Source organism: Pseudoduganella sp. GW821-FHT12E03, from assembly GCF_058807115.1.
Genome location: NZ_JBXAQJ010000001.1, coordinates 215975 through 236465, shown reverse-complemented (window position 1 = coordinate 236465; position 20491 = coordinate 215975). Strand labels below are relative to the sequence as shown.

General features: G+C 63.3%; 13 protein-coding genes. 7 read left to right on the top strand and 6 right to left on the bottom strand.

Annotated elements, in window-relative coordinates; translation table 11 throughout:
* Positions 1 to 114: 114 nt before the first annotated feature.
* Positions 115 to 1719: a methyl-accepting chemotaxis protein gene (locus AC1RRC_RS00915; protein WP_493053358.1), complete on the top strand. Its 1605-nt coding sequence runs from the start codon at positions 115 to 117 to the stop codon at positions 1717 to 1719.
* A gap of 208 nt (positions 1720 to 1927) precedes the next feature.
* Here the strand turns inward: AC1RRC_RS00915 and lnt are convergent, their stop codons facing one another.
* The 3 genes from lnt to AC1RRC_RS00900 are packed head-to-tail and all read right to left on the bottom strand — an operon-like array spanning position 1928 to position 6168.
* Entirely contained in the window at positions 1928 to 4408 is a 2481-nt protein-coding gene (lnt, locus tag AC1RRC_RS00910; protein ID WP_493053357.1) for an apolipoprotein N-acyltransferase, read from the bottom strand.
* A gap of 53 nt (positions 4409 to 4461) precedes the next feature.
* Complete coding sequence (locus AC1RRC_RS00905; protein ID WP_493053356.1) at positions 4462 to 5079, bottom strand: hypothetical protein; 618 nt, start codon at positions 5077 to 5079, stop codon at positions 4462 to 4464.
* An 18-nt stretch (positions 5080 to 5097) separates the two neighbouring features.
* The gene (locus tag AC1RRC_RS00900; protein WP_493053355.1) at positions 5098 to 6168 is read right to left on the bottom strand and encodes an SGNH/GDSL hydrolase family protein; all 1071 of its coding nucleotides are present in this window, start codon (positions 6166 to 6168) and stop codon (positions 5098 to 5100) included.
* Positions 6169 to 6645: 477 nt separating this feature from the next.
* On the opposite strand from AC1RRC_RS00900, the gene AC1RRC_RS00895 reads away from it, so the two are divergent.
* The gene (locus tag AC1RRC_RS00895) at positions 6646 to 7884 is read left to right on the top strand and encodes a DUF4407 domain-containing protein (protein ID WP_493053354.1); all 1239 of its coding nucleotides are present in this window, start codon (positions 6646 to 6648) and stop codon (positions 7882 to 7884) included.
* 83 nt (positions 7885 to 7967) lie between these two features.
* On the opposite strand, the gene AC1RRC_RS00890 is transcribed toward AC1RRC_RS00895, so the two are convergent.
* Positions 7968 to 8981, bottom strand: a complete 1014-nt coding sequence (locus tag AC1RRC_RS00890; RefSeq protein WP_493053353.1) for a LacI family DNA-binding transcriptional regulator — start codon at positions 8979 to 8981, stop codon at positions 7968 to 7970.
* Between the two features lie 220 nt (positions 8982 to 9201).
* On the opposite strand from AC1RRC_RS00890, the gene AC1RRC_RS00885 reads away from it, so the two are divergent.
* The 4 genes from AC1RRC_RS00885 to AC1RRC_RS00870 are packed head-to-tail and all read left to right on the top strand — an operon-like array spanning position 9202 to position 14640.
* Positions 9202 to 10527 (top strand): GH1 family beta-glucosidase, encoded by a 1326-nt coding sequence (locus AC1RRC_RS00885; protein WP_493053352.1) that lies wholly within the window; start codon positions 9202 to 9204, stop codon positions 10525 to 10527.
* Positions 10524 to 11519 carry a glucokinase gene (locus AC1RRC_RS00880; protein WP_493053351.1) on the top strand — a complete coding sequence of 332 codons (996 nt, stop codon included), beginning with the start codon at positions 10524 to 10526 and terminating at the stop codon, positions 11517 to 11519. The genes AC1RRC_RS00885 and AC1RRC_RS00880 overlap by 4 nt, the downstream gene beginning before the upstream one ends.
* Before the next feature lie 35 nt (positions 11520 to 11554).
* Positions 11555 to 12892, top strand: a complete 1338-nt coding sequence (locus AC1RRC_RS00875; RefSeq protein ID WP_493053350.1) for an MFS transporter — start codon at positions 11555 to 11557, stop codon at positions 12890 to 12892.
* On the top strand, positions 12889 to 14640 hold the full coding sequence (locus tag AC1RRC_RS00870; protein ID WP_493053349.1) for a glycoside hydrolase family 9 protein: 1752 nt from the start codon (positions 12889 to 12891) through the stop codon (positions 14638 to 14640). The genes AC1RRC_RS00875 and AC1RRC_RS00870 overlap by 4 nt, the downstream gene beginning before the upstream one ends.
* A gap of 133 nt (positions 14641 to 14773) precedes the next feature.
* Here the strand turns inward: AC1RRC_RS00870 and AC1RRC_RS00865 are convergent, their stop codons facing one another.
* Both AC1RRC_RS00865 and AC1RRC_RS00860 read right to left on the bottom strand, forming a co-directional pair.
* Positions 14774 to 17650 (bottom strand): glycoside hydrolase family 31 protein, encoded by a 2877-nt coding sequence (locus tag AC1RRC_RS00865; protein ID WP_493053348.1) that lies wholly within the window; start codon positions 17648 to 17650, stop codon positions 14774 to 14776.
* 35 nt (positions 17651 to 17685) lie between these two features.
* On the bottom strand, positions 17686 to 19353 hold the full coding sequence (locus tag AC1RRC_RS00860) for a GH35 family beta-galactosidase (protein WP_493053347.1): 1668 nt from the start codon (positions 19351 to 19353) through the stop codon (positions 17686 to 17688).
* A gap of 222 nt (positions 19354 to 19575) precedes the next feature.
* On the opposite strand from AC1RRC_RS00860, the gene AC1RRC_RS00855 reads away from it, so the two are divergent.
* Entirely contained in the window at positions 19576 to 20475 is a 900-nt protein-coding gene (locus AC1RRC_RS00855) for an alpha/beta hydrolase (RefSeq protein ID WP_493053346.1), read from the top strand.
* The last annotated feature ends 16 nt before the right edge of the window (positions 20476 to 20491 follow it).

The following is a 20491-nucleotide window of genomic DNA, read 5'->3' as shown; positions in this document are numbered from 1 at the left end:
CCCCGGCGCGCCATGGCAGGCGGGCCATCTTGACCGGCCGCAATGCGTCGTGCGATTCTCGATTCAAGAGCGCAGCAGTCAGGGGCGCCGGATAAATCTTGGAGACTTGCACTGATGAACTCGTCTTGGTGGCAATCATTGAGCATTGCAAAACGGCTGGCGGCGCTGAACATCAGCGCCATCGTGGGCATCGTCTTGCTGACCGTGGTCTTCCTGGTCTCGGAGCGCACGCTGATCCTCGAAGAGCGCAAGAGCAATGTGAAGCAGACGGTGGAAGCGGCACACGGCGTGCTGGTGCACTTCCAGCAGCAGGCGGCCTCCGGCGCCATGCCGGAAGCCGACGCGAAAAAGCGCGCGCTGGAAACCATCAAAACCCTGCGCTACGCCGGCAGCGAGTACTTCTGGATCAATGACATGCAGCCGCGCATGGTCATGCACCCGATCAAGCCCGAACTGGACGGCAAGGACTTGTCGGAAAACAAGGACCCGACCGGCAAGCGCCTGTTTGTGGAATTCGTCGACATGGTCAAGGCCCATGGCGCCGGCCATGTCGAATACTTGTGGCCCAAGCCGGGCAGCGACAAGCCGGTGGCCAAGGTGTCGTACGTCAAAGGGTTCGCACCGTGGGGATGGCTGATCGGTTCCGGCGTGTATGTGGATACGGTGGAACAGGCGATCCACAATCGCATCATCGACTTTGGGCTGGCCGCGCTGGCGCTGGGCGGCCTGTTGCTGGCGATCGGTGTCGCCATCACCCGCAGCCTGCTGAAACAGCTGGGCGGCGAGCCTGGCTATGCCGCCGGCATCGCGCGCCATATCGCGGAAGGCAATCTGTGCGTGGCGATCGACTTGCACAGCAAAGACCACGGCAGCATGCTGGGCGGCCTGAAAGCCATGCGCGACGACCTGGCCCGCATCGTCGGCGCGGTACGCCACGCCACCGACACGATTGCCACCGCCTCGGCGGAAATCGCCGCCGGCAATGCGGACTTGTCGGCCCGCACGGAAAACCAGGCCAGCTCGCTGCAGCAAACTGCCGCGTCGATGGAACAGCTGACCGGCACCGTCAAGCAAAACGCCGAGAATGCCCGCCAGGCCAACACGCTGGCGGCCTCCGCATCGGACGTCGCGCGCAAAGGCGGCGCCGTGGTGTCGCAAGTGGTCGACACCATGGCCTCGATCAACGATTCGTCGCGCAAGATCGTCGACATCATCGGCGTCATCGATGGCATCGCGTTCCAGACCAATATCCTGGCGTTGAACGCCGCCGTGGAAGCGGCGCGCGCCGGCGAACAGGGTCGCGGCTTTGCCGTGGTGGCGTCCGAAGTGCGGTCACTGGCGCAGCGCAGCGCCGGCGCGGCGAAAGAAATCAAGGAATTGATCACGACCTCGGTGGCAACGGTGGAGAGCGGCAACAAGCTGGTGGAACAGGCCGGCAGCACGATGGATGACGTGGTGGCCAGCGTCGGCCGCGTGACGGAAATCGTCAGTGAAATCAGCAACGCCAGCGACGAACAAAGCGCGGGCATTGCGCAAGTCAACCAGGCCATTGCGCAAATGGACGCGGTGACCCAGCAAAATGCCGCGCTGGTGGAAGAAGCGGCGGCCGCGGCGCAAAGCATGCAGCAGCAAGCGGCGGTGCTGATGCAGGCGGTCGATGTGTTCCGGCTTGACGGCGCCGCGCGCGGTACAGGCGGGCAGGCGCGCCTGGGTTATTGAGCGCGGGCGCCGGACGCGATCCGGCAGGTTCCCTTCAAATCGTCACGGTATGCGCCAGACGGCCCTGTAAAAACCCGGCCACCGGTGCCGATTCCGTAGGGCGGTTTCCGCCCTGGCGGAAGCCGCCTAGCGTGCGCCAGCGCCAGCGCATGCAGCATCGTTCCGCACGCAACGGCGGCAAGCCTGCAAATCACGTTGCCGACAAGCGCTAGGCCCGGTAAATATTCAGCAACAGCCAGGCCGGCAAGCCCACATACAGCACCGCGTGCCCTGCCCGTTCCAGACCGCCCCGGATGCCGCCGGCCTGGGCGGGCCGCAGCAGCGCGGCCAGCAGGGCCGCCGCTTCGATCCCGGTCCGCAACAGCGCCGCGCACAGCACCACGCCGATGGTCCATGCCGCCCACCACAGGGCAAATGCGCTCAGGTAAGCCTTCAAGCCAAACGTGTAGTACTCGCCCAGCGCGCTGCCAAACGCGATGTGCTGGTGCAGGTGGAACGCGGGAATCGCCAATGCCAGCGGCAGCACGGCAAACTTCACCAGCGGATGGTCCCGGCGCCAGCGCCGCAACGCCGTGCGGGCCTGGCCGTAGACGTCCAGCACCCGCCACACCTTGTCGCGGCGTTGCGCCACCGCCGGACCGCCGGCGGCCGCCAGCGCGGCGGCAAAGGCGGCGGGACAGTCCACCACCAGGCCATAACGCCATGGCCGGCCCGGCGCCAGCCGCAATGCCACGCCGGCGGCGGGGATCGGCAGGCGCCACGGCGCCACCGCCGCGATGTCGCCCAGCGCCAGTTCCGTGCGCAAGGTCCCGCGCGCCAGCACCAGCCGTCCGTTGGCGATCGTGGCCTGGGCGGTAAAGGCGCGCAGCAGACACCACGCGGCCACTTCCGGCAACAGGAACAGCGCGCCAAACAGGCGCACTTGCGCCAGCGTGTTCAGGCGCAGGGACTCATCGAGCAGCAGCGCCACGCCCATGCCGAGTAAGCCCAGCCGCGCGGCGGACCGCAACAGTCCCGCCGTCACCCGGACGGCGGGCGGCAGGATGGCCACCCGCGCCGGGAACCGCATGGCGGCGGATGGGGAAGACCCGGCAGCGCCTTGCGCGCGCGGCGCGGGCATGGCCGCCGCCAGCGCCAGCACCAGCAGGAAACCGGCTGTGCCGACGCCCACCCAGTCGCCCCAGCGCACCATCAACGTGGGCGCGGGCTGGCGCACCGGCAAATCGGCGATCACCAGCGCCGCTTCACCCATCGGCGTTCCGGCCAGGATCGCGCCGCTGGCGTCAATCGCGGCGCTGTAGCCATTGGTGGTGACGCGGAATTGCGGCAAGCGGGTTTCAATGCTGCGGAACGCCGCGACCGTCTGGTGCAGCCTGGCGCCTTGCCGGTCGGCGCTGAACCACGAATCGTTGGACATGGTGACGATCACTTGCGCGCCAAGCCGCGCCCCATCGAGCGCCAACCGCGTATCCACGTCATCGAGGCAAATCAGCGGCAGCACCGGCACTTCGCGGCCGTCGGCCAGGCGCAGCGGCAGGACGCGCGCGCCATTGCCGGGCTTCCAGTTGCCGGTCCATGGCAGCAGGCGGCGCAGGGCCGGGCTGTCCAGCCACGATGGCACGTATTCCGTGAACGGGAACAAGCGGGTCTTGCGGTAAAACACCGGCGCGCCGCTGTCCGGCGGCACCAGCGCGGCGGCGTTGTATTCACCCGCGTGGTCGCGGTCGTAAGTGCCGAAAATAAACGGTACGCGGGCCGCATTGACGTTGGCGACGATTTCCCGGTCGAATTCCGCCCCGGCCTCGCTCTTGGGCTGGCCAAAGGTGGTGGGATACGCGGTTTCCGACCACAGCACGGCGTCGGCGCGCTGGCGCTCGATCGCGTCATAGCTCATGGCAAAGTGGCGCTTCAATACCTCTTGCACCACCGCGTAGGCGCCCTGCTGTTCGCGCTGGCGTTCATAGTCGGCCATGTTGGCCTGGATCAGGCCCATGCGCAGCGGCTTGCCGGCCGGAGCCGCTGCCGCTGGAGCCGATTCGCCGGACAGCGCCGCCATGCCATACGCCGCCAGCAGCAGCGGGACCAGCGCGGCCCACGCCAGCGGTTTCACGGCAATGCGCCAGCCCTGCTTGCGCCGTGCCCAGGCCGCCGCCACCGCCTGGTTCGACAACAGCAGCAGCAAGGTCAGGCCGGCGCCGCCGCCGACGGCGGCGCCCTGGCGCAGCCATGGCGACGGATACAGGCCATAGCCGATGGTGTCGCCCAGCAGGCGGGGCGCGAAACGCTCGGTTGCCACCCATGCGCCGGCCGCGGCCAATGCCGCCAGCAGCGGCCCGTGGCGGCGCAGTGTCACGTGGCGGACCAGGGAAAAAGCCAGGAACTGTGGCTGGAACAGCGGCGCGGCCAGCAGCAGGATGGCCAGTCCGGCCACGTCGCCGATGCCGGTATAGCGGCCCAGCGCCATGCCCAGCCAGGGGAACACCGCCAAGGTGTACGCCACCGACATCGCCCAGGCGCTGGCCAGCGTGGCGGTCATTTTCTGGTGCGCTTCGAGCGCGTGCAGCCACGGCGCGAGGAAAACAAAACCCAGCACCCAGCTCGCGCCGCCCTGGACATACAGGGCGGCCAGCACGGCGCTGGCAACGATGCAGGCGGCGGCCCGCATCGGGATAGGACGGATGTGCTTCATGGTGATTAATGGTCGGCTAAGCGGCCAGCTATGCGGCCGGTTCAATGGCCGCTTTAGCGGCCGGAGTCAATTGGAGGGGGAATCGTGATGCGCCGCACCGGCAATCCCGGCGGCGCCAGTTCCGGCGGCACGACCCGGTCCTTGGGTAACGCGATGGGCCGCCCGGCCGCATCGACCGGCTGGTAATCCGGCGCGAACATCAGGATCGCTTCGATGCGCTGGCCGTCGTCGGTCGCCTGGTGGTGGCGCACGAAGCCTTTCGGCAACGGGAAGTCTTCCGGCACCGCCAATCCCACCAGCGGCGGACTGGTGCCGGGGGGATTGAAGGCGCCGAGGCCGGTGTGGATGCCCCGCTCATGCAAGCGCGTGATGACTTCCGCCATGGTCGGCTTTTCGCCGCGCGCCACATAGCTGCGCAAATCCGGCGTCGGGTCGGCGTCGCCTTCCGGTGCGCGCCGCGCCGCCGGTGGCGGATTCGCCATTGCCGGCTGGCTCACCGGCGCCGGCATGGCCGCACTGGCCGCACTGGCGGCCGGCGGCGGCGCTGGCGCGTCCGTCCCCGCTTCCGGGGCGGACGTCAGCCACAGGAAGGCCAGCAGCGCGAGACCGCCTGCCGCCAGCAGCAGGGCGACGGCCAGGTAGCCGGGGCTGGGACGCCAGCGCTGATCCATATTGCGGTGCTCCGTAGATTACGGCGTTGGCACGTTGTAGGTCGACACGGCCCAGCCCATGCGCTCATGGCCATACTGGTTCCAGATCGGATTTTTGCCCGACGTGAACGAGGTATAGCGCGGTGCGCCGGTGCCGGTCGAGCCGCCAAACAGGCCCGCCGTCACGGTGGTGCCGTTGTAGGTCGGGTGCGTATCGTCGGACTGGATATAGTCATAACTGCTGCTGGACGACACGAATTTCGCATTGGCGTCGCGCAGCGTGGAGCGCAGGGTGGACGTGATGCGGGTCACGTAGCTGGCCTGGCTCTCGCCATCGACATAGCGCAGCGCTTCGGCATCGACCACGCCGTCGCCGTTGCCGTCATAATCGGCGCCCATGTATTGCGCGAAGCTGTCCGCGCACTTGAAGCCTTTCTGGCGCGCCATGTCGCACATCATGTGGTTGATGCGGGCCAGCGACGGCAGGAACTTGTCCTGCATGTTGACAGTGGCGCCGGTGCTGGGGTGCTTGCACGTGCTTGCCACGTTGTCCGCGTTATAGCCCGGATAGTGCAGGTTCGAAATAACCTTCAGCTTGACGCCGGCATAAGCGTTGGCGTTGATGTAATCCATCGCGGCAGCCACGTAAGTCTTGCAATTGGCTTCCGCCGCCGTCAGCACGCTGTCATCGCAGGTGCCGCTCTGGCTTTTATACGCGGTACGGGCCTGCAAGCCGTCGTTGCCGCACATTTCAAAGGTCACCACGCGGGTATTGCTGGCCTGCATATATGAGCGCTCAGCCACGATCTTGTTGTTGTAGACGTCCGAGGCGATCGCGCCGGACTTGGTGCGGCGCACGCTTTCGATATCGGCATTCCACAGCGCGGACAGGTATTCCGCCTCCACCGTCGGCGCCGAGTATTTGGCGGCGTTCAGGGTGGAACCGTTGTAACCGGCGTAGATCGAGTCGCCATAGGCGACCACGCGGTAATTGGTGGTGGTGCCCGGACGGTCGATGGTCCAGGATACGTTTTGATTCAGGGTGCTGGCGGATGCCTGCGCTGCCAAGGTCAGCAGGGCAATCGCGGGTAACAGTTGCGTGATACGCATAGGATGTCTCCGGTAGTGAAACTTCATGGTTGTAATTGTTAAAGAAGCTGCGCACTTTCGCCTGGGGTGACAGGCACGCACATCTTAACTACAGGGAAAGATTTCACATTTCCAAGACAGCGCAATGGCTCGTCCGGACACCGGATTGGCTCCACCGGTCAATGCCGATGTCGCTGCGGGCCAACGACATTCATATGGCAAGTGTCCGTGCCCTGGACATACCTGTCTGTGGTATCAAGACTGCGAGGCATCACGGCCGCCCCGCCGTGACCTTATTACTTGCATGATGCTACAAATAAACCATTGTCTTTGTCATCAAAATTCTTTTCTTAAGAATATTTGCTTAACGGCATCATCCTGTGCTAGAGTTAATATACCAACAAATACTTTTATAATGTAACCATTTATTTATATTAAAACCTCGTAGGCAGAGAAGTATTCATCTCGCTCAGGTCTAACAGAAAAACCATATCCAAAATGGCTGACACGAACTCGCCAGGTTACAAGCATTTTATAGAGGCGGCTATCTATGCGCTCAAAAAATCGATTGATTACCTCTATGAATCAGTTCCTCCTCATCACAGGATCTGGGTCAGCATATTTCTAATTTTTCTTGCGTCACTATTTCTTGCCTTTATTTTAAAACCAACTCTAAAGAAGATATGGAATTTCTTTCGGGACTATGTCAAGCAGCGGCATACCCACGCCAAGTATAGATTGGAATTCCCAGGCTCTTACTGCTGGGGAAACAGCGCCTTGAGAGCTCCGTTGATTTTGATCGGAACAGACATCTATTGCTTTGCTCAGTTATCCGCGCGAGGCAAGGCATTTCGATACATTAAGTCTGCTTCAGTCATCATACCGACGATTTGGGCCGCCGTGGGCATGCTGATTTTCGTTGCAACCTCAAGGGAAACGATTAGCAATATTGACTATTATATTGCCGCGCTTCCTATTGCCATGGTCGCGGCGACGATCTTCATTCTTGACATGAGTATAGTTTCCGCGAAAGGAGGCAAGTATGTGAAAATATTTCGGATATTTACCGCCATTGCGACCGGATATATATTTTCCTCAATCCCCTTGAACTATTACTTCAAATCGTCAATAGATTCCCATTTGGAGAAAAATGACGCTCAAATTGCAGAAATCTCCGAAAACTACGACACACAGATTAAGCAAATTGAAAGCCAGGACTGGTATAAGGACATTCAGCAGGCGCAGAGCCAAATCACAACCCTGCAAAAGCAATTGAGTGATGAACGAATGGGAAAAGGAGTAAGCGGAAAACCCAACATGGCAGGGCGGGAAAATCCAAAATATAAGGAAATTCAAGCGGAGCTCAATGCCGCAGCCGATCGCCTTGATAAATTAAAAATTACCAACCTTAAAAAGACCGAGAACCGGGACACCTTAATAACGCTTAAAAACAAGGCTCTGCATGGAGTCCGGGAGAACAACAGTTTTGATCATATAAAACGCCATTCAGCACTTTGGGAGTTTGCTTTCTCAAGCGTCGGAAGGGCATTATATTTCCTCGGACTACTTACCATATTTTGGATAATAGATACCCTTTCCGTTTTAGTCTCGTTTATAGACGAAAACGAGTATTCGGAATTGTGTTCCAAACGCCACAACGAATTGACAGAGCACTTTGATAACAGCAATATCAAAATGCATTTCATGCCAACAATATCAGAAGGCGCTGTTGTGTGACGGATTATTACCCTCTGAATACGATCGGCACCTTCCAGCAAGAAATGCGGACGAATGCGCCGAAGGAAGACTGAGCGCGATACCTAAATCCGCCGCACCGATTCCCGCACCACCAGCGAAAGCGGCGGCACTTCGAAGCGGACCTTTTGGCGGTCGATCAGCTTGAGCATGGCCTCGCCGATGCGCTGCCCCACTTCCAGCAGCGGCTGGCGCACCGTGGTCAATGGCGGCGTGGTGTACATCGAGCTGTGCAGGTCGTCAAAGCCGATGATGGAAATGTCTTCCGGCACCCGGATATTGCGGCGGTAGAGCGCCAGCCGCGCACCGTAGGCGGTCAGGTCGTTGGCGGCGAAAATCGCGGAAAAGCGCTGGCCCGATTCCAGCAACTGGTTCACCGCCAGCACCCCGCCCAATTCCTGGAAATCGCCCGGGACCACCAGGCCCGGGTTGACTTCGATGCCGTGCCGCGCCAGCGTGTCGCGGTAGCCGTCCAGGCGGGCCCGCGCATCGGCCTGCTCGGGGCCGGCGATAAAGGCAATCGCCCGGTGCCCCTGCATGATCAGGTATTCGACCGCTTCGCACGCGGCCTTGTAATTGTCGAGGCAAAAGCCGAACGCATTCTTCGCGCTCAACTCGCGGCCAAAGGCGATGATTGGCACCCGCTCGGAAAAATCCAGGATCTGCTCGTCGGTGAGCTTGCCGGTCAAAATCACCAGCCCATCGACGCGGCGCGCGATCAGCAGTTCGACGCGTTCGGCCTCGTCACTGGCATGCCAGTGTCCCGACACGATCAGCGGCGCGTAGCCGGCCGCCTTCATGGTCTGGTCGATGCCGCTCATCGCTTCGTTGAAATAATCGCTCACCAGCGATTGCGTCAGAATGCCAATGGTGCGCGAACTGCCCATCTTGAGGCTCTGCGCCAGCATGTTGGGCTTGTAATTGAGCTTGTCGATGACGCTTTCAATCACCTTGCGCTTGTCGTCCGAGACCTTGGCGGTGCCATTCAGGTAGCGCGACACGGTCGCGACCGACACACCGGCAACCCGCGCCACTTCGTAGACTGTCGTCGAACCGGAATTGCTGTCTGCTTTTTTCATGGCCGCAGTATAGCATGAAACCGGTTTCTCACTCTCCCACTTCAGGCCTTGCCGATGACAGCCCCCAACGCCCCCTCCCGCGCGTCGTCAGCCTACCAAAACAACCAGCGCACATAACGAAATTACCCAACCCCGAAGTTTCATTTGACATTGATAAAATTTCCCGGCTACGATGAAATCGATTTCAAAACCCTCAAACCGATACGAACCAAGAGTAGCAATGGACCAACACCTGCAATTTCCCCCAGGCTTTACCTGGGGTGTCGCCACCAGCGCTTTCCAGATCGAAGGCGCCTGGGCCGAAGACGGCAAAGGGCCGTCGATCTGGGACACGTTCAGCCACACCCCCGGGCGCATTATCGACGGCACCAATGGCGACGTCGCCTGCGACCACTATCACCGCTACCGCGACGACGTCGACCTGATCGCGTCGCTCAATGTGGACGCCTACCGGTTCTCGATGGCCTGGGCGCGGGTGCAGCCGGAAGGCAAAGGGGCCTGGAACCAGAAGGGCTTTGATTTTTACGAGCGCCTGCTCGACGCCCTGCAGGCCAAGGGCGTGTCGCCGCACCTGACGCTGTACCACTGGGATTTGCCGCAGGCGCTGCAAGACACGGGCGGCTGGAATGCGCGCGATACGGCGTACCGCTTCGCCGACTATGCGGCCGAGGTGGCGCGCCGCTTCGGCGGCCGCGTCGCCACCATTGCCACCCACAACGAACCCTGGTGCACCGCCAACCTTGGCCATGGCAACGCGCAATTCGCGCCCGGCATTGCCGATGCGGCCACCGCCGTGCAAGTGTCGCACCACCTGCTGCTGTCGCATGGCCTGGCGTTGAGCGCCATGCGCGCCGCCAGCCCCGCCGCCCGGCTCGGCATCGTGCTGAACCAGTGGCCGGCCCATCCGGCCAGCGACAGCGCGCAAGACAAGGAGCTGGCCGAGCTCGAATATGCGAAGTCGGTGCAATGGTATATGGACCCGCTGTTCAAGCGCTGCTATCCGGAACTGGCGCTGCGCGCGCATGGCGCCAATGGGCCGAAGGTGCAGGCCGGCGACTTCGACATCATCGCGCAAAAGATGGATTTCCTCGGCGTGAACTATTACACCCGCGCCGTCACCAGCGCCGAAGCGTCGCCGCCGCCACCGAAGGGCGGGCGCGGCTTCACGGATATGGGCTGGGAAATCTATCCGGAAGGGCTGACTGAACTGTTGCTGGCCTTGAATGCCGAATACGACCTGCCGCCGGTCTACATCACGGAAAACGGCATGGCCAACCCGGACCAGCTGGTCACCGGGGCGGTGCCCGACCATGCCCGCATCGCCTACGTGCGCGACCACCTGGAAGCCCTGTCGGCCGCCATGGCCGCGGGCGTCGACGTGCGCGGCTACTTCCTGTGGAGCCTGATGGACAATTTCGAATGGAATTCCGGCTACGCCAAGCGCTTTGGCATCGTCCATGTCGATTACGCGACCCAGCAGCGCACCCTGAAGGACAGCGCGCTGTGGTACCGTGAATTCATCGCCCGCATGCGGGGTCCGCAATGAACCGCGCACTCTATCGCGACGGTCCCCGCCTGGTGGCCGATATCGGCGGCACCAATGCCCGCTTCGCGCTGGAAACCGCGCCCGGCCGGCTGGAACAGGTCGCCACGCTGGCCTGCGCCGCCTACCCGCGCTTGGGCGATGCGATCCGCGCTTATCTGGGCCAGGCCGGCGCGCACGTCGCGCATGCGGCGATCGCCATTGCCAACCCGGTCGGCAGCGACCGGGTGCGCATGACCAACCACGACTGGGAATTTTCCGTCTCGGCCACGCGCGATGCGCTGGGCCTCGATACCCTGCTGCTGGTCAACGACTTTGCCGCGCTGGCGCGCGCCGTGCCCGAACTGGGACCGGAGCAGCTGCAAGCAGTGGGCGGCGGCAAGGCGCAAACCGGCGCCATGATCGGCGTGGTCGGCGCCGGCACCGGGCTGGGCGTCGCCGGCGTCAACCGTGTCGATGGCCGCTGGCATACCTTGCAAAGCGAAGGCGGCCACGTTGCCTTTTCACCATCCGATGCGCGTGAAATGGCGGTGCTGAAATTCTGCTGGCGGCATTACGAGCACGTGTCGGCCGAGCGGCTGGTGTCCGGACCCGGCATCCCGCTGATCCACGCGGCGCTGGCCGACTGGCGCCATGCCAGCGCGCCGTCGCTCGACACCGCCACCATCGTGTCGCGCGCGCTGTCCGATACCGACCCGCTGTGCCGCGAAACGCTGGACTGCTTCTGCGCCATGCTGGGCACGGTCGCCGCCAACGTCGCGGTCACGCTGTGCGCCCAGGGCGGCATCTACATCGGCGGCGGCGTGGTGCCGCGCCTGGGCGACTTCTTCGCCCGCTCGGCATTCCGCCAGCGATTCGAGCACAAGGGCCGCTTCTCCGCCTACAATGCGAACATACCGACCTTGGTGATTACCGCGCCCTACCCCGCCCTGGGCGGCGCCGCCGCACTGCTGGACGAACACCTGGCAAGCCAGCCCGCCACAGCCCTGGCCTGAACCACACCATAACAAGATCCATCACGGAGACACCGATGCCGCCTTCCCGCCCAACCGCCTCGCCGCTGCTGTGGGTACCGACCGGGTACTTCACCATGGCGCTGGGCTACATCATGCTCACCAGCGTGACCGCGATCATGTTCAAGAACCTGGGCATGGACAACGGCACCGCGGCCAGCTATTCCAGCATGCTGATCCTGGCCTACACCATCAAGCCGCTGTTCGCGCCGTTCGTCGAAATGTACCGCACCAAGAAATTCTTCGTGCTGTGCGCCCAGGTGCTGATCGCCCTGGGATTCGCCGGCGCCGGCATGGCCATGGCGCTGCCCGGCTTCGTGGTGGTGCTGATGCCGCTCCTGTGGCTGATGTCGTTCATCGGCGCGACCCAGGACATCGCCTGCGACGGCGTCTACGTGACGTCGCTCGATGCGCGCCGCCAGTCGCTGTATTGCGGCATCCAAAGCCTGTCCTGGAATATCGGCCCGATCGTCGCTTCCGGTTTCCTGGTCTACCTGACCGGCCGCCTGCACACCGACTGGTTCCACCACGACGCCAAGGTGTTCGGGCCGGAATGGATGGATGCGTGGCGCATCGTGTTCTTCATTGTCGCCGCGCTGACCTTGCTGATGGCGGCGTGGCACGCGCGCTTCATGCCCGACGGCGCGCGCGCGGCCAACACGCCCACCAGCGTGGCCGGGGCCTGGCACATCCTGGCCGACTCGTTCGTCACTTTCTTCCAGAAGCGCGGCGTCTGGCGCATGGTGGCGTTTGCCTTCCTGTTCCGCCTCAGCATTGGTTTCCTGGAAAAGATCGGCCCGTTCTTCATGGTCGATGCGGCCGACAAGGGCGGCCTCGGCCTGTCGAATGAATTGCTGGGTATTATTTACGGCACCTATGGCCTGGCGGCCGTGCTGCTGGGCTCCCTGCTGGGCGGCTTGTTCGTCGCCAGGCGCGGCCTGAAATCGACCCTGTTCCTGCTGTGCTGCGCGGTCAACATCCCCAACGCCACGTTCCTGGCCATGAGCATTTACCTGCCCGACAGCCTGCTGGCCATCGGCGCCGGCGTGGTGATTGAGAAATTCTTCTTCGGCTTCGGCTCGGTCGGCTTCATGATTTACCTGATGCAGCAACTGGCGCCGGGCAAATACACCACCACGCACTATGCGTTCGGCACCGGCCTGATGGGCCTGTGCGCGATGGTGACCGGGACGCTCAGCGGCTACCTGCAGGAAGCCATGGGGTATATCAATTACTTCGTGTTCGTCATGGTGGCCACGATTCCATCGTTCCTGGCATGCTGGTTCGCCCCGTTCCATCACGCCGAAGGCAAGGATGACAACGGGCATGGCGCCACCGTGGAGCATGCCGCATGAAGCCCGGCCGGCACCCCGCGATCAGGCGCCGCCTGCTGCCCCTGGCCGCCCTGCTGGGCGCGGCCTGCGCGCCGGCGATGGCGGACAATGCCGCGATCAAGATCAACCAGGTCGGCTTCCTGCCGGCCGCGCAAAAACTCGCCGTGGTGCCGGCCGTGGTGCATGCCGGGCAGGCCGCCGGCTTCGCCGTGGTCGATGCCCATACGGGCAAGACCGTGCTGAACGCCAGGCTGGGGGCGCCCGCGCCGTGGGCACTTTCCGGCGAAACCGTGCGGGTGGCGGATTTTTCCGCGCTCACGGCGCCCGGCCAGTACCGCGTCCGCGTCGCCGGCCTGCCGGATTCGCCGCCATTCGAGATCCGGGGCGACATCTACCGCGCCTTGAACATTGCCGCCTTGCGGGCGTATTACTACAACCGCGCCGGCACAGCGCTGCTGCCGCAACATGCCGGCATTTATGCGCGCGCGGCCGGCCACCCGGACACCGAAGTGCTGGTGCACGCTTCGGCCGCCTCGGCCGGGCGACCCGAAGGCGCCGTGATTGCCGCGCCCAAAGGCTGGTATGACGCGGGCGACTACAACAAATACATCGTCAATTCCGGCATCAGCACGTATACGCTGCTGGCCGCATGGGAACACTTCCCGCAATACTTCAACGCGCAGGACAGCAGGCTGCCGGAATCCGGCAATGGCTTGCCCGACATCGTGAATGAAGCGCTGTGGAACCTGGACTGGATGCTGGCCATGCAAGACCCGCACGATGGCGGCGTCTACCACAAGCTGACCGACAAGGGTTTTGACGGCATGGTGATGCCGGACCAGCCCCGTTCGACGCGCTATGTGGTGCAAAAAAGCACGGCCGCCGCGCTGGACTTTGCCGCCGTGATGGCGGTGGCCAGCCGCGTGATGGCGCCGTTCGAACAGCAACGCCCCGGCCTGTCGGCCCGCATGCGGCAAGCCGCCGAAGCCGCATGGGGCTGGGCCCAGGCGCACCCCGACCAGATTTACCGGCAACCCGCCGACATCGTGACGGGCGACTATGCCGACGACAAGATGGCCGACGAATTCGCATGGGCCGCCGCCGAGTTATACATCACGACCGGCCAGGACAGTTATTACCAGGCGATGCGCCCCAGGCAATTGCCGGCCGGCGTGCCGTCATGGGGCAACGTGGGCGGCCTGGCGTGGATCTCGCTTGCCCACCACTTACCGCGCCTGACACCCATCGCCGACAAGGCCCTGATCACGCGCCGCATCACGTCGCTGGCCGACCAGTTGCGCACCACCTGGTCGCACTCGCCCTACCGCGTGCCTCTGCAAAAGACCGACATGGTCTGGGGCAGCAACGCCGTACTGCTGAACCAGGCCATGGTGCTGCTGCAAGCCTACCAGCTCGGCCGCCAGCAGCAACCCGGCTACCTGCGGGCGGCACAATCGGCGCTGGACTATGTGCTGGGCCGCAACGCCACCGGTTATTCGTTCGTCACCGGCTTTGGCGCACACCCGGCCATGCACCCGCACCACCGCCCGTCGGAAGCGGATGGCATTGCCGACCCGGTGCCGGGCTGGCTGGTCGGCGGCCCGAACCCGGGCCAGGAAGACCTCAAGAACTGCAAAACCTACCCTTCCCCCCTGCCCGCGCTCTCGTACCTGGACCACGTGTGCAGCTACGCCAGCAATGAAGTGGCGATCAACTGGAACGCGCCGCTGGTGTATGTGTCGGCTGCCATCAATTCCTTATCCCGTTGAAGTCGATACATTCGTAGGGCGGAAGCCGCCTGGGCGGAAGCCGCCTTGCCAGCTTCGCCGGTATGGCATCGGCCGGCGGCCAGGCACGCATGGCGGCTGCCGCCTTGGCGGAAACTGCCCTACGGTGCGACCGTTACTTCCTTACGGTTACCGCCTTGCCTTCGTAGTGGACCACCTTGTCCGCCGTATCGAACCCGCCCGAAGTCGACACGCCGGGCTTGATGAAGCGGATGCGGAATTCGCGCTTGTCCACCATGCCTTTGTAGGAGCCCGCGCGTGCGCCGATGGTGACCACGCCGGTCTTGTCGTTGTAGCTCAGCGGGATGCGCGAGAATTCGCCGCGGGTGTATGCGTTCGTCACGCCGTCGTCTTCATACAGGCTGAAGCTGCCGTCGGCGCCGGTGTAGACATGGAGCGTGAGCGGCGCATCGGGTTTTTCATCGACGTATTGCGTCACCGGCCCCATTGGCACGATCGCGCCGGCCTTGACCAGCACGGGAATGCGGCCATACGGCGCCTTGACCGTGACGGTGGCGCCGCCTTGATGGACTTCGCCGGTGTCGAAGTCATACCACGACACGCCCTTCGGCATGTACACCTTGCGTTCGCGCGCGCCATACACGTGGACCGGCGCCACCATCAGGTTGTGGCCGAACAGGTACTGGTCGCGGATATCCTTGACCTTGTCGTCTTGCGGGAAATCCATCACCAGGCCACGCATGATGGTGCCGGAATTGTGGTGCGTGTCCGATGCGGTGGCGTAGATGTACGGCATCAGGCGGTAGCGCAGCTTGTCGTACCAGACCATCGAGTCGCGCATTTCCGACCCTTCCGGCGCGATCACGTGGATTTCACGCTTGACCACTTCGCCGTGCGAACGGAACAGCGGGCTGAACGCGCCGAACTGGAACCAACGCAAGTTCAGTTCCTGCCATTCCTTCAAATCCTCCGGCTTGATCTGGCGCGGGCCGGTATCGCGGTTTTCCTGGGCCGTGCCGATGTCGCCGCTCTGGAAGCGGGTTTCCTGCGCGTAGCCGCCGATATCGTGCGTCCAGTTCGGGATGCCCGACATCGAGAAGTTGACGCCGGCGGAAATCTGGTCGTACAGGTTGTTCCAGCGCGCCACCGTATCGCCGCTCCATACCGCGACGGCATTGCGCTGGATGCCGGCAAAGCCCGAGCGCGACAGGATGAACTGGCGCTGGTCCGGCTGGTCGCGGCGCAAGCCGTCGATCATGGCCTTGGTGTGCATCAGGCTGTACGGATTGAAGGTAATTTCGCCGGCGCCGTAGACGGTCGGTCCGATCAATTTCTTGAAGTCTTCCAGGCGCGAGTTGGACAGCACGTCGGCTTCACTGTTATCCATCCACCACGCGTCGAAGCCCAGGTCGACCAGCTTGGTTTTCAGCTGGCGATAGTAGATGTCGCGCGCTTCCTGCGTGTACGGATCGTAATGGCTGTTCTTGTAGCCGGGGCCGACCCAGTCCAGCGCGCCGTCTTCCACATTCTTGGTCCACATGTGGCCCTTGGCCGCGAACTCCTTGTAGTTGCCGGTGTCGGCGTAGAACTTGCCCCAGATCGACAGCATCACGCGCGCATTGTTCTTGTGGACTTCGTCCACCATGGCCTTGGGATCCGGGAAACGCGCCTTGTCGAAATCATGCGTGCCCCAGCCGTTTTCCGGCCAGTAGAACCAGTCCTGCACGATCGCGTCCAGCGGCCAGCCCTGCTTGCGGTATTCGCGCACCACGTCCAGCAATTGCTCCTGGGTTTCATAGCGCTGGCGCGATTGCCAGAAGCCATAGGTCCACTTCGGCATCATCGGCGCCTGGCCGGTCAGGTGGCGGTAGCCGGCAATCACGTTGTCGATGCTGGTGCCGCTGATCACGTGGTAATTGATGGCTTCCGCGATTTCAGACGACATCGTCAGCGAATGGCGCTCGGCCGCCGGCAACGGATCGCTGTGGGTGATGGCCACCATGCCGCCGCCCGGTTTCCATTCCAGGTGCAGCTTGACCGGCTTGTTCTTGCTGAAGTCGATCTCGAAATTGTGGTACCACGGATTCCAGTCCTGGCGCCACACATCGAGCACCTGCTTGCCATCGATGGTCAAGGTGGCGTAGTCGGACGCATACAGCTGCATCTTGTGCACGCCGGGTTTGTCGCTGGTCAGCGTGGCATCCCACACCACCTTCACATCCTTCAACTGTTTCAGGTTGCCGACTTCCTTCGGCCAGTTTTCCGCCACATCCTTGAGGAACTGGTACGCGATGTCTTTTTCATGGCGCGTGCACACCAGCTTGCCGCCGACATAGTAACGGGCCGTCAAGCCGCCCGGCTTGCCCTCGTCGTCCACCAGCGTCAGGTCGCGCCCCATCGGGCCATACGGTTTCGGATTGCCGAAGCGGGAAATCGCATTGTTGTCCCACAACAGGCCATAATTCTTGTCCGACACGACGAAGGGCACGGCGACGTCCATGTTGTGCTGCGCCAGCAGCACGTCTTCGCCGTTCAAGTTCATTTGCCCGTTCTGGTGCTGGCCCAGGCCGTAATAGGCATCCCTGGTGCCGTGGTTGAAGCCTTGCGTGATGGCGTTGAACGGCTTGCCGCCGATGGTCACCGGTGTGATGCTTTCCGCCGCCTGGCGCAGGAATACCTTGCCCGTCGCATCGGCAAATTGCACCGCGCCGTTCGCCAGCGCCACGGTGGCGGAAATCTTGCCCGCCTTCAGGGTCACCGACTTGGCGCCGCTTGCCGCCACCGTGAACCGGCAACTGCCGCAGGGCGTGGCCACGGTCATCAGCGATGGCGTCAACTGCTTGCCCGCCTGGCCGGTCTTGACGACGTGGATGATGTTGTCGTTCATGACTTCGAGGCGGATTTCGCGCGCCGGGCCCTGGTCGGGCTTGACGACGACGCCGGAGGCGGTTTGCTCGAAGGTGCCGGCAACGGCCTGGCCGGACGCGGCCAGCGCCAGCCAGACCGCCGCCGTCATGGGTTTCATGTGCATTTTTTATCCTTGATGTGTTGCGTCATATTGGGGAATCAATAGGTGCCGAGCCGCACCTTCAGCACGGTCGGACGGACCGGCAGGTTCAGGCCATAGTCCACCTGGTCGCCATTCCAGTTGCGTTCCATGACCCATTTGCCCGCCGCGTCGAAATGCCCCTGCTCGACACGCGCGTACATGGACGGCTTGCCGGCATTGGCGCCCGCGCCGTTGAAGCTGAGGCGGACCTGCTGGCCAACCACGATGAATTCGTTGTCGCCGACCTGCGCCAGCGCCGCGCCGCCGCTCGGGACCGGCGCGTCATGCAGGAAATCCTTCTTGCTGGCCGCGTCGCCCGCATTACCGAATTGCCACTCGCGGAACGAGGCCGTCACGGTCCAGTTTTTCAGCGCCAGCGTTTGCGGCGTGCGCTCGTCGCTTTCCGCCACGCCGTGGGTACGGCCTTCCAGCGCCCAGGCCGCCCACATTTGCGCCATCGGACGGAACGCTTCGTAGATCTTGCCGAACGGCGTGACCATGGACTTGTCGGTGCGCTTGGAACCCAGCGGGTAGTTGCTGTAGTCAAAATAGTCGACCCCGAACGGCGCCACGCCGATCGCGCCGCGCCCGAGGATCTGGTACACATAGCGCGCATAGCCTTCCGCGTTGCCCATTTCCGGCACGAACAGCGCATTGTCGCGGCGCTGGAAGCGGTCGAGGTGGGCCGTCACCTTGTTCGACTCCGGCGAGTAGATGTCGGGGGCGGAGATGTCGATATGCGGCGCGGCCGCCTGGTAAATATCGATCACATCGTAGGTCGGGCCGCCGCTGGCGAAATTGCCTTTCCACGGCGCCATCGGTTCCAGCGGGTCGCGCAGCGCATTGTTCACGTACATCGGCAAGTCGTACACCGCGCGCCCCGCCTTGGCGATGGTTTCAATGTAGCTGGCAATCGCATAGGCGTGGAAATATTCATCCGCATACGGGCCATAGACCTCGGACCAGCTGCCGCCGGCGGCGCCGGCCACTGGCGGCTTCTTGCGCGCCAGGACCGCCGCCGGCACCGGCTGGCGGAACGCCGCCTCGCTCCGGGGGCTGAAATCGCGCACGGTGCCGTAGGTGCCGACCTCGTTTTCCACCTGCATCATGATCACGGTGCGGTGCGCCGCATCGATTTTCTTCACGTGCGCCATCAGCGCGGTAAACGCCCTGGTGTCGGCCTTTAACGTCTGCTCGCCCAGCGGCGACAGGCAATAGCTGTCCTTGCCATTCTTGCCGACCATGCGCGGGAAGCGCTGGTTGTCGAACTTGACCCATTCCGGCGTGTATTGGGGGCTGGTGTTCTTCCAGGTGCCGAACCACAGCAGCACCAGGCGCACCTTGTGCCGGCGCGCCTGCGCCACCAGCGTGTCGACATAGCTGAAGTCAAACTTGCCTTCGACCGGCTCGATCTGTTCCCACGCGACCGGGATTTCCAGTGTATTCGCGTGGGCATCCTTGACGGCGGCCCACACCTGCTCCAGCGCGTCCGGATAGTTGCTGGAATTGTGCGCCTGCACGCCCAGGATGGTAAATGGCTTGCCATCGACCATCAGCGCGTGATGGCCGTCGTTCTGCGCCAGGCGCGGCATGGGCGCATCGGCATGCGCGAGGGGGTGGGCGGAGGCCAGTGCCAGCGCGCACAGGGTGGCCAGCAGGTGGCCGACGGTTTTCGGAGTTTTCATCAGAGCATGATGCCCGCGCGGGCAACACAGGGCAATTGTGAAAATTCGTAACCCGCCTAAAAAATCAGCCAACTGATCGAGGGGAGCGGACGGGAACCGGACCGGGAATGCTTACGGTAAATTGTTCATGGCCTCGGTGATTTTCGTAATGGCCGCACCGGGGTGAGCCGGTAAGATGCGAGGCACAAGAACAGTCGGTTTTTACCTATAAGGAGACGATACATGCGATCATGGATTTTGGCCCTGCTGTTGCTGGCCACGGGCGGCGCGCTGGCGCAAGGCACCATTGTGGCGCTGTGGCCCAACGGGGCCCCGAATGCGCGGCCACAGGCCGGACCGGAACGGGTTGACGGCGAACGCATCAGTAACGTCAGCCAGCCCACGCTGGCGGTCTACCCCGCCGCCCCCGACCGCGCATCCAACACTGCGGTCATCATTTGCCCGGGCGGCGGGTATTCCTTCCTGTCCTACACGCGCGAAGGCCACCAGTATGCGCAATGGCTGTCGGGCCTTGGCGTCACCGCCTTTGTCTTGAAATACCGGCTGTCCGACCATGGCCACCCGGCGCCGTTGCAGGACGTGCTGCGCGCCATCCGCCTGGTGCGTTCGCAGGCGGACAAATATGGCGTGGCGCCGGACCGCATCGGCGTCATGGGCAGCTCGGCCGGCGGCCACCTGGCGGCCAGCGCCTCGACCCTGTACGGCCACCCGTCCGGCAAGGGCGGCGATACGCTCGATGCGGTCAGCGCGCGCCCGGACTTCGCGATCCTGATGTATCCGGTGATTTCCATGACCTCGCCCGCCACCCACGTGGGGTCGCGCGAATCGCTGCTGGGCAAGGCCCCGGCGCCGGCACTGGCGGAACTGATGTCGGTGGAAAAGCAGGTGACAACGGCAACGCCCCCCACCTTGCTGATCCATTCGCAAGACGACGGCCTGGTGCCGCCGGAAAACAGCATCCTGTACTACCAGGCCTTGACCCGCGCCCGCGTGCCGGCCGAAATGATGATTTACGAACATGGCGGCCATGGCATGGCGCTGCGCCGTGGCAACGGTTCGGCATCGAACTGGACCGGCCGCACCGAGGAATGGCTGCGCGACCGCAAGCTGATCCCGCAGTGACACATTCCGCAATGAC